At 73.9% G+C, this 18451-nt stretch carries 18 protein-coding genes; 13 read left to right on the top strand and 5 right to left on the bottom strand.

Going from position 1 to position 18451, the window contains the following annotated elements:
• Positions 1–10: 10 nt before the first annotated feature.
• Complete coding sequence (locus tag ACH45N_RS26350) at positions 11–913, top strand: FAD binding domain-containing protein (RefSeq protein ID WP_397398972.1); 903 nt, start codon at positions 11–13, stop codon at positions 911–913.
• On the top strand, positions 910–3753 hold the full coding sequence (locus tag ACH45N_RS26355) for a molybdopterin-dependent oxidoreductase (RefSeq protein ID WP_397398974.1): 2844 nt from the start codon (positions 910–912) through the stop codon (positions 3751–3753). Before ACH45N_RS26350 ends, ACH45N_RS26355 begins: the two co-directional genes overlap by 4 nt.
• On the opposite strand, the gene ACH45N_RS26360 is transcribed toward ACH45N_RS26355, so the two are convergent.
• A complete protein-coding gene (locus ACH45N_RS26360; protein WP_397398976.1) occupies positions 3716–4759 on the bottom strand; it encodes a DUF2332 domain-containing protein in 1044 nt (347 codons plus the stop codon). The two genes, ACH45N_RS26355 and ACH45N_RS26360, sit on opposite strands and share 38 nt — an antisense overlap.
• 204 nt (positions 4760–4963) lie before the next feature.
• Here ACH45N_RS26360 and ACH45N_RS26365 point away from each other — a divergent pair, with 204 nt between their 5' ends.
• The 11 genes from ACH45N_RS26365 (at position 4964) to ACH45N_RS26415 (ending at position 14242) form a co-directional block, all read left to right on the top strand.
• Positions 4964–5482: a nucleoside deaminase gene (locus tag ACH45N_RS26365; protein WP_397398978.1), complete on the top strand. Its 519-nt coding sequence runs from the start codon at positions 4964–4966 to the stop codon at positions 5480–5482.
• 169 nt (positions 5483–5651) lie between these two features.
• A complete protein-coding gene (locus ACH45N_RS26370; RefSeq protein WP_397398980.1) occupies positions 5652–6698 on the top strand; it encodes an ABC transporter substrate-binding protein in 1047 nt (348 codons plus the stop codon).
• Positions 6699–6700: 2 nt separating this feature from the next.
• Positions 6701–7558: an ABC transporter ATP-binding protein gene (locus tag ACH45N_RS26375; RefSeq protein WP_397398982.1), complete on the top strand. Its 858-nt coding sequence runs from the start codon at positions 6701–6703 to the stop codon at positions 7556–7558.
• Positions 7551–8333, top strand: a complete 783-nt coding sequence (locus ACH45N_RS26380; protein WP_397398984.1) for an ABC transporter permease — start codon at positions 7551–7553, stop codon at positions 8331–8333. The genes ACH45N_RS26375 and ACH45N_RS26380 overlap by 8 nt, the downstream gene beginning before the upstream one ends.
• Entirely contained in the window at positions 8330–9154 is an 825-nt protein-coding gene (locus tag ACH45N_RS26385) for an ABC transporter permease (RefSeq protein WP_397398986.1), read from the top strand. Before ACH45N_RS26380 ends, ACH45N_RS26385 begins: the two co-directional genes overlap by 4 nt.
• Positions 9155–9157: 3 nt before the next feature.
• The gene (locus tag ACH45N_RS26390; RefSeq protein ID WP_397398988.1) at positions 9158–9742 is read left to right on the top strand and encodes an NTP transferase domain-containing protein; all 585 of its coding nucleotides are present in this window, start codon (positions 9158–9160) and stop codon (positions 9740–9742) included.
• A 98-nt stretch (positions 9743–9840) separates the two neighbouring features.
• Positions 9841–11175, top strand: coding sequence for a cytochrome ubiquinol oxidase subunit I (locus ACH45N_RS26395; protein ID WP_397398990.1), 1335 nt, complete (start codon positions 9841–9843; stop codon positions 11173–11175).
• On the top strand, positions 11172–11927 hold the full coding sequence (locus tag ACH45N_RS26400; RefSeq protein WP_397398992.1) for a cytochrome d ubiquinol oxidase subunit II: 756 nt from the start codon (positions 11172–11174) through the stop codon (positions 11925–11927). The genes ACH45N_RS26395 and ACH45N_RS26400 overlap by 4 nt, the downstream gene beginning before the upstream one ends.
• 83 nt (positions 11928–12010) lie before the next feature.
• Positions 12011–12643: a hypothetical protein gene (locus tag ACH45N_RS26405; protein ID WP_397398994.1), complete on the top strand. Its 633-nt coding sequence runs from the start codon at positions 12011–12013 to the stop codon at positions 12641–12643.
• 55 nt (positions 12644–12698) lie between these two features.
• Positions 12699–13445 carry a DNA repair protein RecO gene (gene recO, locus ACH45N_RS26410; protein WP_377231572.1) on the top strand — a complete coding sequence of 249 codons (747 nt, stop codon included), beginning with the start codon at positions 12699–12701 and terminating at the stop codon, positions 13443–13445.
• Complete coding sequence (locus ACH45N_RS26415) at positions 13445–14242, top strand: isoprenyl transferase (protein WP_397398996.1); 798 nt, start codon at positions 13445–13447, stop codon at positions 14240–14242. The genes recO and ACH45N_RS26415 overlap by 1 nt, the downstream gene beginning before the upstream one ends.
• Before the next feature lie 78 nt (positions 14243–14320).
• On the opposite strand, the gene ACH45N_RS26420 is transcribed toward ACH45N_RS26415, so the two are convergent.
• The 4 genes from ACH45N_RS26420 to ACH45N_RS26435 all read right to left on the bottom strand — a co-directional run bounded on the left by ACH45N_RS26420 (position 14321) and on the right by ACH45N_RS26435 (position 18422).
• Complete coding sequence (locus ACH45N_RS26420) at positions 14321–15373, bottom strand: iron-siderophore ABC transporter substrate-binding protein (protein WP_397398998.1); 1053 nt, start codon at positions 15371–15373, stop codon at positions 14321–14323.
• 135 nt (positions 15374–15508) lie between these two features.
• Positions 15509–16318 carry an ABC transporter ATP-binding protein gene (locus tag ACH45N_RS26425; protein WP_397399000.1) on the bottom strand — a complete coding sequence of 270 codons (810 nt, stop codon included), beginning with the start codon at positions 16316–16318 and terminating at the stop codon, positions 15509–15511.
• Complete coding sequence (locus tag ACH45N_RS26430; RefSeq protein WP_397399002.1) at positions 16315–17376, bottom strand: FecCD family ABC transporter permease; 1062 nt, start codon at positions 17374–17376, stop codon at positions 16315–16317. The genes ACH45N_RS26425 and ACH45N_RS26430 overlap by 4 nt, the downstream gene beginning before the upstream one ends.
• Positions 17376–18422, bottom strand: a complete 1047-nt coding sequence (locus ACH45N_RS26435) for a FecCD family ABC transporter permease (protein WP_397399004.1) — start codon at positions 18420–18422, stop codon at positions 17376–17378. Before ACH45N_RS26435 ends, ACH45N_RS26430 begins: the two co-directional genes overlap by 1 nt.
• Positions 18423–18451: the final 29 nt, after the last annotated feature.

Raw genomic sequence — 18451 nt, forward strand, 5'->3', positions numbered from 1 at the left:
CCGGCGCCCCATGGATCTCGACCTCGACACCGTCCGGGTGGCGCGGACCCGCGCCGACTGCGTGCTGCGGCCCGGCGAGGCCTTCCTCGGCGGAGGCACGTTCCTGTACTCGGAGCCCGTGCCCGCCGGCGTGACCGGGCTGGTGGACCTCATGGGGCTCGGCTGGGAGCCGTGGTCCGTGGACGGGTCCGGGCTCCGGGTGGCCGGCACGTGCACCTTGGCGGAGCTGGTGGCCGGGCCGGGGGCGCTCGGCGGTGCCCCCGGCCCGGCCGCCGCGGGCCCGTACCGGGCGCTGGGGATCGTGGGGGAGTGCGTCTCGGCGCTGTCGCTGTCGGCGAAGGTCGCCCGGACCGCGACCGTGGGCGGCAACCTCGCACTGGGGCTGCCCGCCGGGTCGATGGTCGGGCTGTTCGTCGCGCTCGACGCCCGGGCGGTGATCTGGATGCCGGACGGCGGCTCCCGGGAGCTGCCCGTCGTCGACCTGGTCACGGGCGCGGGCCGCGTCGACCTGGCTCCGGGCGAGGTGCTCCGCGAGGTGCGGGTGCCGGCTTTCGCGCTCGGGGGGCGGGCGGCGTTCCGGCGGGCGTCGCTCACCCCGACCGGGCGGACCGCGGCGATGGTGACGGGGCGGACCCTGCCGGACGGCGACGGGCCGGACGGCGACGGGCCGGACGGCGACGGGCCGGACGGCGACGTCCCGGGCCGGGTGCTGCTCGTCGTGACGGCGTCGACGCCGGTCCCGCACACGCGGCCGTTCCAGGAGAACGACCACGATGCGCTGGACCGTTGGATCGACTCGATCGCCCCCGCCGGCGGCTGGTACGAGGACACTCACGGCACCGCCGACTGGCGCGCCGCGATGACCCGCCGCCTGGCGCACGAGGCGCTCGACGAGCTGGGCGGCGGCGTATGAGGGTCGACGGCGCCGACGTCACGGCCGAGCCCCGGCCGGGCCAGTGCCTGCGCACGTACCTGCGGGAGCAGGGCACGACGTCCGTGAAGAAGGGCTGCGACGCGGGCGACTGCGGCGCGTGCACCGTGCTGCTCGACGGCGCCCCGGTGCAGTCGTGCCTGGTCCCCGCGCACCGGGCCGTGGAGTCGGAGGTCGTCACGGCGGCGGGGCTCGGCCGGTTCGGGCCGGGCGGGGACCCGGACGCCGACGAGGAGGAGCTGCACCCCGTGCAGCGCGCGTTCGTCCAGGCGGCGGGGTTCCAGTGCGGCTTCTGCACGGCCGGCATGGTGTGCACGGTCGCGGGTTCCCCGCCGGTCGAGCGTGTCGAGACCCGGGACTCGACACGCTCGACCGGCGACTCCCCGTCGACCGAAGAGCTCCTCAAGGGCAACCTCTGCCGCTGCACCGGGTACCGGTCGATCCGTGACGCCATCGCCGGGCACGTGAACACCGAGGTGGCGGAGCCCGGTCAGGCGTTCGGGCGCGCCGTCGTCGCCCCGGCCGCCGCCCGCGTGGTGCGCGGCCGCGAGCCCTACACCCTGGACGAGCCCGAGCCGCCCGGCCTGCTGCACGTCGCCGTGCTCGGCAGCCCGCACCCGCACGCCCGGATCACCCGCATCGACGCCACCGCGGCCCGGGACGCGCCCGGCGTGCACCTCGTGCTCACCCACGAGGACGTGCCCGGCACGCTCTACTCGACCGGCCGGCACCAGAACCGGCTCGACGACCCCGACGACACCCGCATCCTCGACCCGGTCCTGCGGTTCGTGGGCCAGCGCGTCGCCGTCGCCGTCGCGGAGACGCCCCGGCAGGCGCGCGCCGCGCTCGGCCTGGTCGACGTCGAGTACGAGGTGCTGCCCGCCGTCTTCGAGCCCGACGCCGCGCGGAGCCCGGGCGCGCCCCTGCTGCACCCGGACAAGACCCCCGCCGAGCACCGTGTCGCGGAGGCGGGCCGCAACGTCGTCGTCCAGATCCACGAGGAGCACGCCGAACCCGGGCAGCCGGGCGTCGAAGCGGCGCTCGCGGCGTCGGCGGCGACCGTGACGGGCACCTGGACCACGGGGCGCGTCAACCACGTCGCGCTGGAGACCCACGGCGCGCGGGCCTGGCTGGAGCCGGGCGCGGGCGGGACCGACGGCACGGGCAGGACCGACGGCACCGGGGCCGACGGCACCGGGGCCGACGCACCCGTGCTGCACGTGCGCACCTCCACGCAGGTGCCGTTCCTCGTGCGCGACGAGCTCGCGCGGCTCCTCGACCTGCCGCAGGACCGGGTGCGCGTGGTCGCGGGCCGCGTGGGCGGCGGGTTCGGGGGCAAGCAGGAGCTGCTCGTCGAGGACGTCGTGGCGCTCGCGACCCTCCGGACCGGGCGGCCCGTGCAGTGGGAGCTCACGCGCGAGCAGCAGTTCACGACCGTGCCGTGCCGGCACCCGTTCCGCGTCACGGTGCGCGCCGGGGCGTCCGTGACCGGCGAGCTGACAGCGCTCGCGATCGACGTGCTGGCCGACACCGGCGCCTACGGCAACCACGCGCCCGGCGTCCTGTTCCACGGCGTGCACGAGTCCATGGCCGTGTACCGGGCGCCGAACAAGCGCGTCGACGCCGAGTCGGTCTACACGAACAACGTGCCGTCCGGGGCGTTCCGCGGGTACGGGCTGGGGCAGGTGCAGTTCGCGATCGAGGGCGCGCTCGACGAGCTCGCCGCGCGGCTGGGCATCGACCCGGTCGAGCTGCGCCGTCGCAACGTCATCCGTCCCGGTGACCCCTTCGTCGTCGGCCGGCCGGTGGACGGCGACCTGGAGTACGGGTCCTACGGGCTGGACCAGTGCCTCGACCTCGTCGAGGACGCGCTGGCCTCGGGCCGGGGCGAGGCGGCGCCGGAGGGCTGGGCCGAGGGGCGCGGGGTGGCGCTCGCGATGATCGCGACCATCCCGCCGCGCGGGCACTACACGCACGCCCGGGTCACGGTCGCGGAGGACGGCGACTTCGTGGTCGACGTCGGCACCGCCGAGTTCGGCAACGGCACCACGACGGTGCACGCGCAGCTCGCCGCGACGGAGCTCGGCGTGCCGGTCGAGCGGGTGCGCGTGCGCCCGTCCGACACGGCGACGTCCGGCTACGACACGGGCGCCTTCGGCTCGGCGGGCTCGGTCGTAGCGGGCCTGGCGGTCCAGAAAGCCGCCTCCGCCCTCCGCGCCCAGCTGTTGAGTGCTGGCTATCTGCGCCCTCGGAACGATTCGAGACCGCAGATAGCCAGCACTCAACGGGTGGGGGTGGGGTTGTTCGGCGAGGCCACGCATGACGGGTCGCCGCGGTCCGTCGCGTTCAACGTGCACGGGTTCCGGGTGGCCGTGCAGCGGGAGACCGGGGTGGTGCGGATCCTGCAGTCGGTGCAGGCGGCCGACGCCGGGGTGGTGATCAACCCCGAGCAGCTCCGCGGGCAGATCGAGGGCGGGGTGGCCCAGGCGATCGGCACGGCGCTCACCGAACGCATGGTGGTGCGCGACGGCGTGGTCGTGACCGACCGGCTGCGCCACTACCGGGTGCCGCAGGTCGCGGACGTGCCGCCCACCGAGGTGCTGTTCGCCGACACGGTCGACCGGCTCGGACCCCGGGGCGCCAAGTCGATGAGCGAGGCCCCCTACAACCCGGTGGCCCCGGCGCTGGCGAACGCGATCGCCGACGCGACCGGCGTGCGCCCGCGCGACCTGCCGATGCAGCCCGACCGGCTGTGGCGCCTGCTCGGCCCGGCCGGGCCGGCCGCTACAGCAGCCGCACCGACCGGCCGTGCGGATCGGTGAGCGCCACCGGAACGCCGTCGCGGGCCAGGATGAACTGCGGGTCGGCGCCTGCGGGGAGCCGGGCCGCGACGTCGGGCAGCACGGTCCAGCCCTCGTTGCTCAGCCAGACGACGCCGCGCGTGCGCCGCAGGTGCTCCATCGTGCCGGTGAACTCCGCCAGCTCGGCGGCCGTCAGGTAGTAGAGCACCGCGGAGCTCTGCACCACCACGGTGGCCTCGGCCGGCGCGGCCGCGACCAGGTCGGCGACGCCGGTCAGCAGGTCGCCCCGGACCAGGCGCGGCGGGTCGGCCGCGACCACCCGGGCGGCCGCGCGCAGCGTCTCGACGCGGTCGCCGTGCTCGGGCCAGACGAGCGCCTCCAGCCAGGCCAGGTCGTCCGGGTTGCGCACGTCCAGCGGGTTGAGGTCGAGGCCGGCGCGCCACACGACCTCGGGCAGCCGGGCGGGGACCGGCCCCGTGACGGCAGAGGGCAGCCGGGCGGGGACCGGCCCCGTGACGGCAGAGGGCAGCCGGGCGGGGACCGGCCCCGCGATGTCGCAGGGGAGCAGCACCTCGCTCGGGCCGTCGTCCGGGTCGAGCCGGGTGCGGACGCCGTCGGGCGTCGTGTAGAGGTAGGAGTACCGGTCGGGGTAGAGGCACAGCCCGGCGGACGCGCCCACCTCGACGAGCGCGACCGGCCCGTCGACCGCCGCCAGCGTGGGCACGAGCGTGGCGCACCGCCGGGGCTCGTTGGTCTGCGTGGCCCGGGTGCGCATCTCGCGCTCGACGTCGGGCCAGGCGGCCGCCAGCCAGGACCGCACCCCGGCCCAGCCGCCCGCCGGCGCCCCGACGAGCCGTGCCGCCGCGAACAGCAGGTTGGGCTGCCGCTTGGGCTCCGGCAGGGTGTCGAGCAGCGCGCACACCTCGGGGTCGCCGGCGACGCCGAGCGCCCAGTCCTCGTAGGTGGGGGAGCCGCCGTTGCGGGCCTGGCTCCCGGCGAACTGCGCGTAGACGGCGGCGGTGTCCATGCGGCACACGCTAGCGGCCGCCAAGCGGCGAGATCGGTCCCTTGCGTCGAGATCGGTCCATCGACCGACCGATCTCGACGCAGCCGACCGATCTCGCGACCCAGCCCCAGAGACGCCGGCGCACCCCAAGCGGGCGAAACAGACGTTTCGACCAGGTGACCTCCTGGGAACGCCGTTGAAACGCAGCGGTGCGAGCATCGAAGGGTGACCAGCCCTCACCAGACCTCCGGCACGACGTCCCGGGCCGCCGCGAGCCCCGAGGACGCCGCCTGGCTCGCCCGCGCCGTCGAGGTCGCGTCCCGGAACGTGGCCGACGGCGGGGGCCCCTTCGGGGCCGTCGTCGTGCGCGACGGCGTCGAGGTCGCGGCCGCCGGCAACCGCGTGACCCGGGACCTCGACCCCACCGCGCACGCCGAGGTGGTGGCGATCCGGGCGGCCTGCCAGGAGCTCGGCACCTTCTCGCTGGCCGGGACCACGCTGTACGCCTCGTGCGAGCCGTGTCCGCTGTGCCTCTCCGCGGCGCTCTGGGCCCGGGTGGACCGCGTGGTGTTCGCGGCGGACCGGCACGACGCCGAACGGGCGGGCTTCGACGACCGCGAGTTCTACGAGCTGCTCGACCGCGACCGGTCGACGTGGCCGAACCCCGTCGTCGAGCACCGGATCGAGCGGGCCGGGGAGCCGTTCGAGGCCTGGCGCGAGCACACCACGCGCGTCCCGTACTGACGCGCGCGGAGGCGGTCGGCCCGGCGGGGCGCCGGTTCACCCGGCGCGACGGCACGTTTAACGGCCGTGTAACCGGCCGACGTGAGGCGTGAAACCGCAGGTCCCTAGCGTCCTGGGCAACGAGACGCGGGTTTCGTCCCGCGCACCCAGCACACCAGGAGAACCACTCATGATGCTTTCCCGTCCTGGGCGCGCGCTGCGCCTGACGGCCGTCGCGGCCGCCGCCTCGCTCGCTCTCGCGGCCTGCGGTTCCGGCGACGACGCCCCCGCCGAGGGGGAGGGCCTGGGCGACCTCACGGTCCAGCTCTCCTGGATCAAGAACGCCGAGTTCGCCGGCGAGTTCATGGCGGACAGCAAGGGCTACTACGCGGACGCCGGCTTCGGCGACGTCACGTTCAACGCGGGCCCCGGCGCGACGGAGAACCTGGTGGCGTCCGGCAAGGCCGACTTCGGCCTGACCAACGCCGTCACCGTGGGCCAGGTCGTGGCGAACGAGGACGCGCCGATCAAGATCGTCGGCACCACGTTCCAGAAGAACCCGTTCACCATCCTGTCCCTCAAGGACGGCGCGAACATCGAGACGGTCGAGGACCTCAAGGGCAAGAAGATCGGCGTGCAGGACGGCGGCAACGGCCTGCTGTTCGCCGCGCTCCTGGCGGCCAACGGCCTCACCGAGGACGACGTCGAGATCGTGCCCGTGCAGTACGACCCGCAGCCCCTGGTCAACGGCGAGGTCGACGGGTTCCTCGCGTACGTGACCAACGAGTCGATCATCGTCTCGTCGCAGGGCGAGGAGGTGACCAACCTGCTGTTCGCCGACAACGGCCTGCCGTTCGTCGCCGAGTCGGTCATCGCCACCGACGAGACCATCGCCGAGCGACCCGAGGTGGTCAAGGCGTTCCTGGAGGCCGAGATCAAGGGCTGGACCGACGCCTGCGCCGACCTGGAGGAGGGCGCGCGGCTGGCCGTCGAGGAGTACGGCGCGGACCAGGACCTCGACCTCGCCAAGGAGGTGGAGCAGAACACCATCCAGTGCGAGGACCTGATCAACACCGACGAGACGGCCGAGAACGGCATCTTCACGATCAGCGACGAGCTCCTGGCGCAGAACATGGCCACATTCGAGGCGGCCGGGATCGACGCCGCCCAGGAGGACGTGTTCGACCTGTCGCTCCTGACCGAGCTGCTCGACGAGCAGCCCGAGCTCAAGGGCTGAGCGTGACCGGCCAGCCCGTCACGCAGGTCGCCACCGGCGTCGGCCCCGCCCCGGAGGGCGGGGCCGGCACCGGCCTGCACCTCGAGCACCTGTCCAAGTCGTTCGGCTCCGGCCGTCGCACGGTGACCGCGCTCGACGACGTCACGCTGCACACGGACCAGGGCAGCTTTCTGTCGCTGCTCGGCCCGAGCGGCTGCGGCAAGTCCACCATCCTGCGGATCCTCGCGGGTCTGGAGGCGCCGACGTCCGGCACCGCGAAGGTGGACGGCAAGGACCCGGCGCGCCTGCGGGCCGGGCACGAGCTCGGCATCGCGTTCCAGGACGCCGCGCTGCTGCCGTGGCGGTCGGTCGAGTCCAACCTGCGCCTCCCGTTCCAGGTCTCGGGGCAGCCCGTGGACCACGGCCTCGTGGCCGAGCTCATCCGGCTGGTCGGCCTGAGCGGCTTCGAGAAGGCGCGGCCCGCGCAGCTCTCGGGCGGCATGCGCCAGCGCGTCTCGATCGCCCGCGCCCTGGTGGTCAAGCCCTCGGTGCTGCTGCTCGACGAGCCGTTCGGGGCGCTGGACGACATGACCCGCCAGCGCCTGAACCTGGAGCTGCTGCGGATCTGGACCGAGAAGCCGGCCACCACCCTCATGGTCACGCACGGCATCTCGGAGGCGATCTTCCTCTCCGACCAGGTGGCGGTCATGAGCCCGCGGCCCGGCCGGATCAAGGAGGTCATCGAGGTGGACCTGCCGCGCCCGCGCCTGCCGGAGATGATGCGCACCCCGGAGTTCCACGCGCTGCACGACCGCGCGTCCGAGCTCCTGTTCACCGCCGACGCCGGCACAGCCCCCGACACCACCACCGCCGATGGCTGACCGCGCCCGCACCTGGCTTGGCGGAGGGGCGGGCCTGGCCGCCCTGGTGGCGCTGTGGTGGCTGCTCGCGATCACCGTCTTCGACGGCTCGTCCATGCCGACGCCGCCCGGCGTGCTGCGCCAGTACGCCGCGGACGGCTGGGCGTTCTACGCGCACAACTTCGGCGGCACGGTGGTCGAGGCCCTGATCGGGTTCGCGTGGGGCAACGGCCTGGCGCTCGTGCTCGCCGCCCTCGTGCTGATCACCCCGCGGCTGGAGCCCGTGATCTCGCAGGTCGCGGTGATCAGCTACTGCGTGCCGACCATCGCGATCCTGCCGATCCTCTACATCGTGCTCGGCCCGCCGGACCCGGGCGACCCGTCGCCCACGGCGGTCGTCCTGGCGGCCCTGTCCGTGTTCTTCACGACCGTCGTCGGGGCCGTGCTCGGCTTCCGGTCCGCCGACCGCGCCGCGCTCGACGTGGTGCGCGTCTACGGCGGCGGCCGCTGGCGCCAGCTCGTCACGGTCCAGCTCGTGTCCGCCCTGCCGGAGATCGTCAGCGCCTTGAAGATCGCCGCCCCGGCCGCGTTCCTCGGGGCGATCCTGGGCGAGTACATCGGCGGCGTCGACCGCGGCGTCGGGCCCGCGCTCATCGCCGCCGGCCAGGGCCTCATGGTGGAGCGCGCCTGGGGCATCATGTTCGCCTGCGCCCTGGTGGCGGGCATCGGGTACGCCGCGTTCGGCCTGCTGGGCCGGGTCGCGGTGCCGTGGTCGACCGGTGGAGGACGACGATGAGCGGGGTCACGACAGGTCCGGCCCGCCGCGGGGGCGCCGGGCGGGCACTCGCCGTCGGTCTCGGCCGGGCGGTGGGCACGGCGCTGCTCATGGCCGCGGTCCTCGCGGTCGTGTGGGTCGTCTCCGTGGCCCTGGTCGACAACACGTTCGTCGCCAAGGGCCCCGCCGAGGTCCACGAGTTCCTCTTCGCCTCCTACGACGCGGCCTCGACCCGCGCCCAGATCCTCGCCGCGCTCGGCGTCACGCTCGGCGACGCGGCCCTCGGCTTCGTCGCGGGCATGCTCACCGCGACGCTCGCGGCGGCGCTCATCGTGCTGTCCCGGCCCGTGGAGACCGCCGTCATGCCGGTCGCCCTGATCCTGCGCGCCGTGCCGCTCATCGCGCTGACCCCGATCATCCGCCTGCTGTTCACCGACGAGGTGGTGCGCGTCGCGGTGGTCTCCGGCATCGTGGTGCTGTTCCCCGCGCTCGTGAACATCGTGCAGGGCCTGCGGTCCGTGTCCGCGCAGCTGACCGACGTCGTGCACGTGTACGGTGGCGGGCCGGTGGCCCTGCTGTTCCGGGTCGCCTTCCCCTCGGCACTGCCCGCGTTGTTCGCCTCGGTCCGGATCTCCGTGCCCGGCGCCATCACGGGCGCGCTGCTGGCGGAGTGGCTGATCACCGGCGAGGGGATCGGCAGCATGGTGGTCAACGCGGTAGGACGGTCGGAGAACAACCTTGTGTGGGCGTGCGTCCTGGTGGTCACGCTCGCGTCGCTCGTGCTCTACCTGGCGGCGCAGATCATCGAGTCGTTCGTCCTCGCCCGATACGGACGGAGCTGAACCATGGACGGCAGGTACGGCACCACGGCGGTCGGCATCGTGCTCGCGGCCGGCGCGGGCACCCGGTTCGGGATGCCCAAGGCGCTCGCCCGGGCCGACGGCGGCACGCCGTGGCTCGAGCTCGCCTGCCAGGCCCTGGTCGACGGCGGGTGCGCCGACGTCGTCGTGGTGCTCGGCGCGCGGGCCGACGAGGCCGAGCGGCTCGCGCTGTCCGACGCGACGTCCGTGGTCGCCGACGAGTGGGAGACCGGCCTCGCGGCCTCCCTGCGCACCGGCCTCGCCTCCGCCCAGGAGACCGAGGCGGACGCCGCCGTCGTCTCGCTCGTGGACCTGCCCGGGCTCCGCGCCGAGTCCGTGCGCCGCGTGCTGAAGCCGTTCGACGAGCCCGCCGCCGCCCGGCACGCCCTCGCCCGGGCGACCTACGACGGCCGCCCCGGGCACCCCGTGCTGCTGGGCCGCGAGCACTGGGCGGCGCTCGCCGGCTCCGTGCGCGGGGACACGGGCGCCGGGCGGTACCTGCGGGCGCACGGCGCCGTCGGCATCGACTGCACCGACCTGGGCGGCGGCGACGACGTCGACCGGAGGTAGGGTCAGCCCCACCACGGGCTAGGGGTCATCCCTGACCTTTCCCCGGTCCTGCCCGAATCCTGTCGCCGCGACCGGTTCGGCTCCGTAGTCTCGGGAATGTGGAGGCCTCGGAACTCGCCCGCCTGCAGTTCGCACTGCTGGCCGCAGTGCATTTCCTGTTCGTGCTGCTCACGCTCGGGCTCGGCCCCGTGGTGGCGATCTTCAACATGCGCTGGGCCCGGGCCTCGGGCGACCGCGCCGTCGTCTTCGAGAACGCCACCCGGTTCTGGGGGCAGATCTACCTCGTCAACTACGCGCTCGGTATCGCCGCCGGGATCGTCCTGGAGCTCCAGTTCGGCCTGCACTTCCCGGGCCTGCTCGACGTCGCCGGCGAGGTCTTCGGGGCACCGCTGGCCGTGGAGACCCTGGCCGCGTTCTTCCTGGAGTCGACCCTGCTCGGCCTGTGGGTGTTCGGCTGGCACCTGTTCCCGCGCGCGCTGCACGCCGCGATCTTCTGGGCCGTGGTGCTCACGGGATACGTCTCGGCCTTCGCCGTGATGGTGGCCAACGGGTTCCTGCGCAACCCCCTCGGGTACGTGCTGGAGGGCCCGGCCGGCGACCAGGTCGCGCGCATCACCGACGTCGGCGCCCTGGTCAGCAACCCCGCGGCGCTCCTGTCCGGCCTGCACGTGGTGGGCGCGTGCCTCATGGCCGGCGGGTTCGTGCTCGTCGGCGTCTCCGCGTGGCACCTGCGGCGCACGGGCGGCGGCCTGCGTCTGCCGACCGGCCCCGACGAGGACCTGTGGCGGTACTCCATGCGGGCCGGCATCTGGACCGGCGTCGTCGGGGTGCTGTTCGCCCAGGGGTTCGGCTACGCGCAGTTCGGCTACATCGAGGGCGGCTTCGGCCAGAACGCCGCCGTCGGTGTGCTCCTCGAGGTCATGATGCGGAGCGCCGACCTCGTCTTCCTCGGCGCGCTCGTGCTCCCCTTCCTGCTCATCGCGGGCGCCCTGTTCCGCATGCGGGGCCGCCGCGCCCTCTACGTCGTGCTCACGGCCCTGCTACCGCTGCCGTTCGCCGTGGGGCTCGCCGGCTGGCTCGTGCGTGAGCTCGGGCGGCAGCCGTGGGTCGTCCAGGGGGTGCTGCGGGTCGACGAGGTGACCTCCGACCAGTCCGCGCGCGCCGTCCTGGCCTCGCTCGTGCTGCTCGTCGGGCTCATGGTCACGCTCGCCGTGCTCGACTGGTGGGTGCTGAGCCGGCTGGCCCGCGCGGGGACCGAGCGGCTCGTGCTGGGCGCCGACCCGGGCGACGTCCTGCGCGACGACGGCGCGGGCGACGAGGTGCTGCTCCGGTTCGGGGCGCCCGACGGCGGATCGCCGGACGGCGGGTCGCCGGACGACGGCGCGCGTGGCGGGGCGCACGGCCGCGGGCCCGAGCCGGAGGGTGCTCGATGAACGCCGCGGCGTGGGGCGTGCTCCTCACCGTGCTGCTGGTCGGCTGGGTCGTGCTGGACGGCGCCGTCCAGGGCGCGGGCGCCACCCTGCTCCAGGAGCGCGGCCCGGACGGGAAGGACCGGCGCCGGGACCCCGCGCGGCGCCACCTCGTGCTCGGGGCCGTGGGGCCGGTGCTGCTCCCGGGTGAGGTGTGGCTCGTGGCGGCGCTCGGCGTGCTGGTGGGCGTGTTCCCGCACGCCGAGGCCGAGCTGCTGGGCGCCGGGTACCCCGTGGCACTCGTGCTCGTCGGGTCCTGGGCGCTGCGGGACGCCGCGATCTGGCTGCGCAGCCGCCGTCCGGGCAACGTGTGGCGGGACGTCTGGGACGTGGTGCTCGTGGTCGCCAGCATCGCGCTGGCCGGGAGCTGGGGGGCGCTGCTCGGCGTGGCCTGGGGGAGCGGCCTGGCCGCGCTGGCCCTCGGCATCGCCGCCGTGGTCGTCACGCGCCTGCACGGGGACGCCCTCGTCGCGTGGCGGCTGCGCCGCACCGGTCCGCTGCCGGTGGCCGTCACGTCGGTGATGATCGCCGCCCCCGTCGTCGGCACGGCGATCGCGGCCTGGCCGCGCCTGGTCGGCGGAGCGGTCTCCACGGAGGCGATGGCGGCGCTCGGCATCGTCGCCCTGGTGGTCCTCCCGCTGGTCCTCGCACTGCAGGTGGTCGCCTGGTGGCTCGTGTCCAGGCCGCTGGACCGCCGGGACACGCTCTTCTTCTGACGGTCCGCACCGCCGGAACTTAGGTCTCGAAACGGACGTATCGCCCCGGATGTCGACGAGATGCCGGTAAAGTCCTACCTACCATGACCATGAAGAACCGCATCGTCTGCGCGCTGCTCGGCGCCCTGGCGTTCGCCACCGCGACCCTGCTCCTGCCGTGGCTCCCGGATGCGCTCGTGGGCCTGCTCGGGACCGGCGGCGTGCTGCTGTTCCTGGCCGCCCTGGTGCTGCCGACCAACACCCGCCAGCCGCCCGTGCACAGCCTCGCGATCCTCGACAAGGGGTACCTGACGCCCGCCGAGATCCACCAGATCCTCGGGATCTGGCTGCCGACCGGCAGCGCCGCCCTGGAGGCGCGGGACGCGCAGTGGACGGTCGCCCGGCACGTCGCCAGGTGGCGCGCCGACCACGTGGTCAACGTGATGGACTACCACGGCGTGGTCGCCGAGCGCCGGGTCGACATGCTCTCGGTGGTGCAGTGGGTCGGCATCCAGCTCCTGCCGGCGTTCCTCGGCCTGATCTTCCTGATCCCCACGCTGGCGCTGACCGGCTTCGACAAGATCAGCATCAACTTCCTCCAGACGCTCCTGCTCTTCGTGATCTGGGGCGGCGTCGCGCTGCTGTCGCGGTGGATCCTGGAGAAGCACGTGATCCACCGGTTCGTGTGGGAGCCGGAGCTGACGCCGGACGGGACGCGGTTCGTCGAGAGGGCCTGAGTGTCGGTGACGCGGGGCGTCCCGGAGTGTCGGTGACTGGGGGCAGAATGGCTTCGTGCCCCTGTACCGAGACGACGCGATCGTGCTGCGCACCCAGAAGCTGGGCGAGGCGGACCGCATCGTCACGTTCCTGACGCGCGAGCACGGCAAGGTGCGCGGGGTGGGCAAGGGCGTGCGGCGCACGTCGTCCAAGTTCGGGGCGCGCCTGGAGCCGTTCATGGCGGTCGACGTGCAGCTCCACACCGGCCGCAGCCCGCGGCCGGGCATGGGGCTCGACACGGTCACGCAGGTCGAGACCATCGGCGCGTACGCCCGGTCCATCAGCGAGGACTACGGCCTGTACACGTCCGGCACGGTGATGCTGGAGGCCGCCGACCGGCTGGTCGCGGCGGAGCACGAGCCCGCGGTGCAGCAGTACTGGCTGCTCGCCGGGGGCCTGCGGGCGCTGTCCGAGCGGCATCATGACGCCGGCCTGGTGCTCGACTCGTACCTGCTGCGGGCCCTCGCGGTGGCCGGCTGGGCGCCGTCGTTCGAGGACTGCGCGCGCTGCGGCGAGCCCGGGCCGCACCACTCGTTCAACGTGGCGCAGGGCGGGGCCGTCTGCCCGCGCTGCCGGCCGCCGGGTTCCACGGCGCCCGCGCCCGAGACCTTCGCCCTGCTGTCCTCGCTGCTCGCGGGCGACTGGGCGACCGCCGACGCGTCCGACGCGCGGCACCGCAAGGAGGCGAGCGGCATCGTCGCCGCCTACGGCCAGTACTACCTGGAGAGAACGTTGCGATCGTTGAAGATGGTGGAGCGCTGATGGCCCGGAACACCCGCCGGGACCTGGTCAAGCCGTTCCCGCACCCGTCCGGCGAGCAGGCCCCACGCATCCCCAAGGAGTTCCTGCCGCGTCACGTCGCCGTCGTCATGGACGGCAACGGGCGCTGGGCCAACGCGCGCGGCCTGCCGCGGATCGAGGGGCATCGGGCGGGCGAGAACTCCCTGCTCGACGTCGTGGCGGGGGCGGTCGACGTGGGCGTCGAGTACGTCTCGGCGTACGCGTTCAGCACCGAGAACTGGAAGCGCTCGCCCGAGGAGGTGCGCTTCCTGATGAACTTCACGCACGAGGTCATGAAGCGCCAGTGCGACGTCATGGCGTCGTGGGGTGTGCGCATTCGCTGGGCCGGGCGGCGTCCGAAGCTGTGGAAGTCCGTGATCGACGTGCTGCAGGAGGCCGAGGAGCGCACCCAGGACAACGACCTCTGCACGCTGACGATGTGTGTCAACTACGGCAGCCGGGCCGAGCTGGCCGACGCGGCCGCGGCCATGGCGCGGGACGCCGCCGCGGGCCTGCTGGACCCCAAGCGCATCACCGAGAAGACGGTGCAGAAGTACCTGTACCTGCCGGACGTGCCCGACGTGGACCTGTTCCTGCGCTCGTCCGGCGAGCAGCGCACGTCGAACTTCATGCTGTGGCAGGCGGCCTACGCCGAGATGGTGTTCCTCGACGAGCCCTGGCCCGACGTCGACCGCCGGCACCTCTGGCACGCCGTCGAGGAGTACGCGAAGCGCGACCGGCGCTACGGCGGGGCGCTGGACGCCCCCAAGCCCCGCTGAAACCGCTGAGTGCGGGGTATCTGCGGTCCCGACGCCTGTCGGACCGCAAATACCCCGCACTCAGCGGTTCGGGGAGGGTCAGCCGAGAGTTTCCGCCAGCGAGTCGATCAGCAGGGGCATGCCCTCGGGGTACTCGACCGACAGGGCCGTGGGCGGCGAGACGGCCGAGACCGCGACGGTGCCGACCTGCTGCGCGACCTTGCCGTCCTTGACGGCGGGCAGGGCCTGCAGCTCCTTCTTGTCGGGGAGTGCCGCGGCCTCCTCCTCGGTGTACGTGTAGGCCACGACGACGTCGGAGTCGAGCTTGTCGAGCTCCTCGTAGGAGAGCGTGTAGAAGAACTGGCCGTCGTCCGGCGCGAGCTCCTCGACGGCCGGGGCGGTCTCGAAGCCAAGGCCCTCCAGGAACCCGGCGCGCGGGTCGCCGGCCCGGTAGACGTAGATCTCGCCCGTGTCGGGCGAGTCGACGATCGCGGCGACCGTCTTGCCCGCGAACTCCGGGTGGGCCTCGGCCTGCTCGGCCAGGTAGTCGTTGATCTCCTGGACCTTGGCCTCACCGGCGGCGCTGCGGCCGAGGGCGGCGTCCGTGGCGGTGATGATCTCGTCCCACGGGGTCTGCCAGGCCGTCTCCGGGTACGCGACCGTCGGGGCGATCTCGCTGAGCAGGTCGTACTGCTTCTGCGTGAGGCCCGAGTAGGTGGCGATGATGACGTCGGGCTCGGCGGCCGCGAATTCCTCGTAGGGCACGGTCGCGCCGGCCTCGGCGTCGGTCAGCACCGTGGGGTGCTCCACGCCGGCCTCGTCGTAGGCCTCCTCGACCCACGGCAGCAGGTTGCCCTCGCCGACCGTCCAGGTCTGCTCGGCGACGGCGACCGGGAAGACGCCCGCCGCGATGGCGGCCTCGGTCGAGCCCCAGCCCCAGGTGGCGACGCGCTCGGGCGCCTCCTCGATGGTGGTCTCGCCGAGCGCGTGCTCGATGGTCAGGGGGAACTCGTCGGTCGCGCCGGAGGCGTCGGCGGACGCGCCGGCGGTGACGTCGTCGCCGGCCGGTTCCTGGGACGAGCAGCCGGCAAGGGCGAGGGCGGACGCGGCGACGAGGCCGACGGCCGCTACGAGGGATCGGCGAGGTCGCACGGTTTCTCCCGGGTGTTCAGTCGAACGACCGGCGGGTGCCGGTCGAGATGAGGTAACCCTAACCACAATAGATCACGGTGATGTTGCGAAATTGGAGGAGGTCTGCGTGAGGTAAACCACGCCCGTCGGACGGGGCTACGTCGACAGGGGTGACTGCTTCGAGTGGTAGCGGCCGACCGGGACGACCAGCGGCGAACCCGCCACGGGGTCGGGCACGACCTGGGCGCGCAGCCCGAACGCCTCGTCGACCACCTCGCGGGTCAGCACGTCGGACGGCAGCCCCTCGGCGACGATCCGGCCGGCCGACATCACGACCAGGTGGTCGGCGTACCGAGCGGCGAGGTTGAGCTCGTGCAGCACCATCGCGACCGTCGTGCCCTGGTTCCGGTTCAGCTCCGTGAGCAGGTCCAGCAGGTCGAGCTGGTGGCGGACGTCGAGGAACGTCGTCGGCTCGTCGAGGAGCACGATGTCGGTCTGCTGCGCCAGCACCATCGCGATCCACACGCGCTGCCGCTGACCGCCCGAGAGCTCCGCGACGGGCCGGTCCGCGAGCTCGGCGACGCCGGTGGACTCCAGTGCGGTGGTGACCACGGCGTCGTCGTCGGAGGAGTGGCGGCCGAACCAGCCCTGGTGCGGGTACCGGCCGCGGCTCACGAGCTCGGCGACCCGTACGCCGTCCGGCGCGATGGACGACTGCGGCAGCATGCCGACCTTCCGGGCCAGCTCCTTGCGCGGCATCTGCGTGATGTCGGCGCCGCCGAGCGTGATGCGGCCTGCGTCGAGCGGGTGCAGGCGGGCCAGCCCGCGCAGCAGCGTGGACTTGCCGCAGGCGTTCGGCCCGACGACGGCGGTGATCTTGCCGTCGGGCAGCGTCAGGTCGAGGTTCTCGATGACCTTCAGTCCGTCGTAGCCCAGGCTGACGCCCTCGGCGCGCAGGTTGGTCATCGGCTCCTCTTCTCGGTCGTGGCGAGCAGCCACAGCAGGTAGGGGGCGCCCACGAGCCCCGTGACGATCCCGACGGGCGCGGCGACGCCGAGCAGCCCGTGCTGCGCGATCACGTCCGCCGTCAGGGTCAGCGCAGCGCCGGTCGCGGCCGACGCGACGAGGGCGGCCCCGCCGTCGTTGACCAGGCGGCGCGCGATGGCCGGCGCGACCAGGGCGACGAACGCGATGGGGCCCGCGGCGCTGGTCGCGAGCGCGACGAGCGCGACGGCCAGCAGCAGCGCGCCGACCCGGGCGGCGTCCACGTGCACGCCCAGTGCGCGCGCGTTGTCGTCGCCGAGGGCGAGCGGCCCCTGCGTCCGCGAGACGACGACGGTCAGGGCGCCGAGCACGAGCGTCCCGACGGCGACGAGCACGAGCTGTTCGCCGCGGACGTCGGACACCGAGCCGACGGTCCAGATCAGGACGGCCGCCGCCTCCTGCTCCTGTGACCGGGCCATGGCCCAGGCGATCAGCGAGGAGCCCAGGTACGCGAACCCGACGCCGACCAGCACGAAGCGGATCGAGTGCAGGCCCTTGCGCCACGCCAGCAGCCAGATGGCGAGGGCGACGGTGCCCGCGCCGGCGAACGCCAGGCCGGACAGCGCCATGCCGCTCAGCCCCAGGACGAGCACGCCGATCACGGCCCCGAGGCTCGCGCCGGTCGAGATCCCCAGGATGTCGGGGGAGGCGAGCGGGTTGCGCAGGGTCGACTGGAAGAGCGCGCCGGCCAGGCCGAACGCGACGCCGACCACGACGGCGGCCTCGATACGGGGCAGGCGGAGCTTCTGGATGATGAAGACGTCGCCCTTGTCGCCGAGGCCGAACGCACCGGCGATCGCCTGGCCCGGGCTGAGGCCGGCCGCGCCCATCAGGAGCGCGGCCGTCCCGGCGACGAGCACCACGAGCACCATCCCGGACACGACGAGCGCCCGCCGGCGACGGCGAAGGGTGCGCAGGCCGGCGACGGTGGTGACCGTCGTGGCGGAGGTGGGGGTGGGGGCGGGGGCGGGGGCGGACATCAGGCCCCCACCACGTTCCTGCTGCGGGCCACGGCGACGAGCACCGGCGCGCCGAGGAGTGCCGCGACCACGCCGGCCTCGAGCTCGGAGCGGGGCAGGACCAGCCGGCCGAGGACGTCCGCGGTCAGCAGCATCACCGGGCCCAGCAGGGCGCCGATCGCCATGACCCACCGGTAGTCCGTGCCGACGAGGCGCCGGGCCGCGTGCGGTACCACGAGGCCGACGAGGGCGATGGGCCCGGCCAGCGACGTCGCGGTGCCCGCGAGCAGCACGATCGCGACGGCCGTGAGGGCGCGCGTGGTGCCGACCCGCTGGCCGAGCGCCGTGGCGACGTCGTCCCCGAGGGCCAGCATGTTGAGCCGGTGCGCGAGCACGGCCGCGAGCACGAGGCCGACCACGATGAACGGCCACAGCGCCGTGACGGTGTCCAGCCCCCGGCCCGTCAGGGAGCCGACGGACCAGAACCGGTACAGGTTGAACGCCTGCTGGTCGCGCAGCAGCACCAGGGTGATCAGCGGTGTGATCAGCGCGGTCACCGCGGCCCCGACCAGCGCGAGCCGCACCGGCTGGCCGCGCCCCACCGAGAACACGATCGCGGCGGCGACGGCGGCCCCCAGGAACGCGAACCAGACGTAGCCCAGCGGCGAGGTGATGCCCAGCAGCCAGACCGCGCACACGACCGCCAGCGACGCGCCCGAGTTCAGCCCCAGCAGGCCGGGGTCGGCGATCGGGTTGCGGGTGACGCCCTGGATCAGGGTGCCCGCCGTGCCGAGCGCGACCCCGGCAGCCAGGCCCACGATGGTGCGGGGCAGGCGCTGCTCCAGCACCACGTCGTGGTCCATGAACCCGGCGACGGGCGCCGTCAGCGCTCGCCAGACCTCGGCCGGGTTGATGTCGCGGACACCGAGCGCGAGGCTCGCCAGGACGACGAGCAGCAGCGCGGCGAGCGCCGTGAGCAACGCGAACGTCCGACGCCGGGCACGCTGGGCTACGGCTTCCGCACCCTCACGGCGTCCCGCGGGCGCTGCCGCAGGTGAGGTAAGCATTGCCTAAGCATTTCACACGGTCCGGCATG

Source organism: Promicromonospora sp. NPDC019610 (assembly GCF_044389365.1).
GTDB lineage: Bacteria > Actinomycetota > Actinomycetes > Actinomycetales > Cellulomonadaceae > Promicromonospora.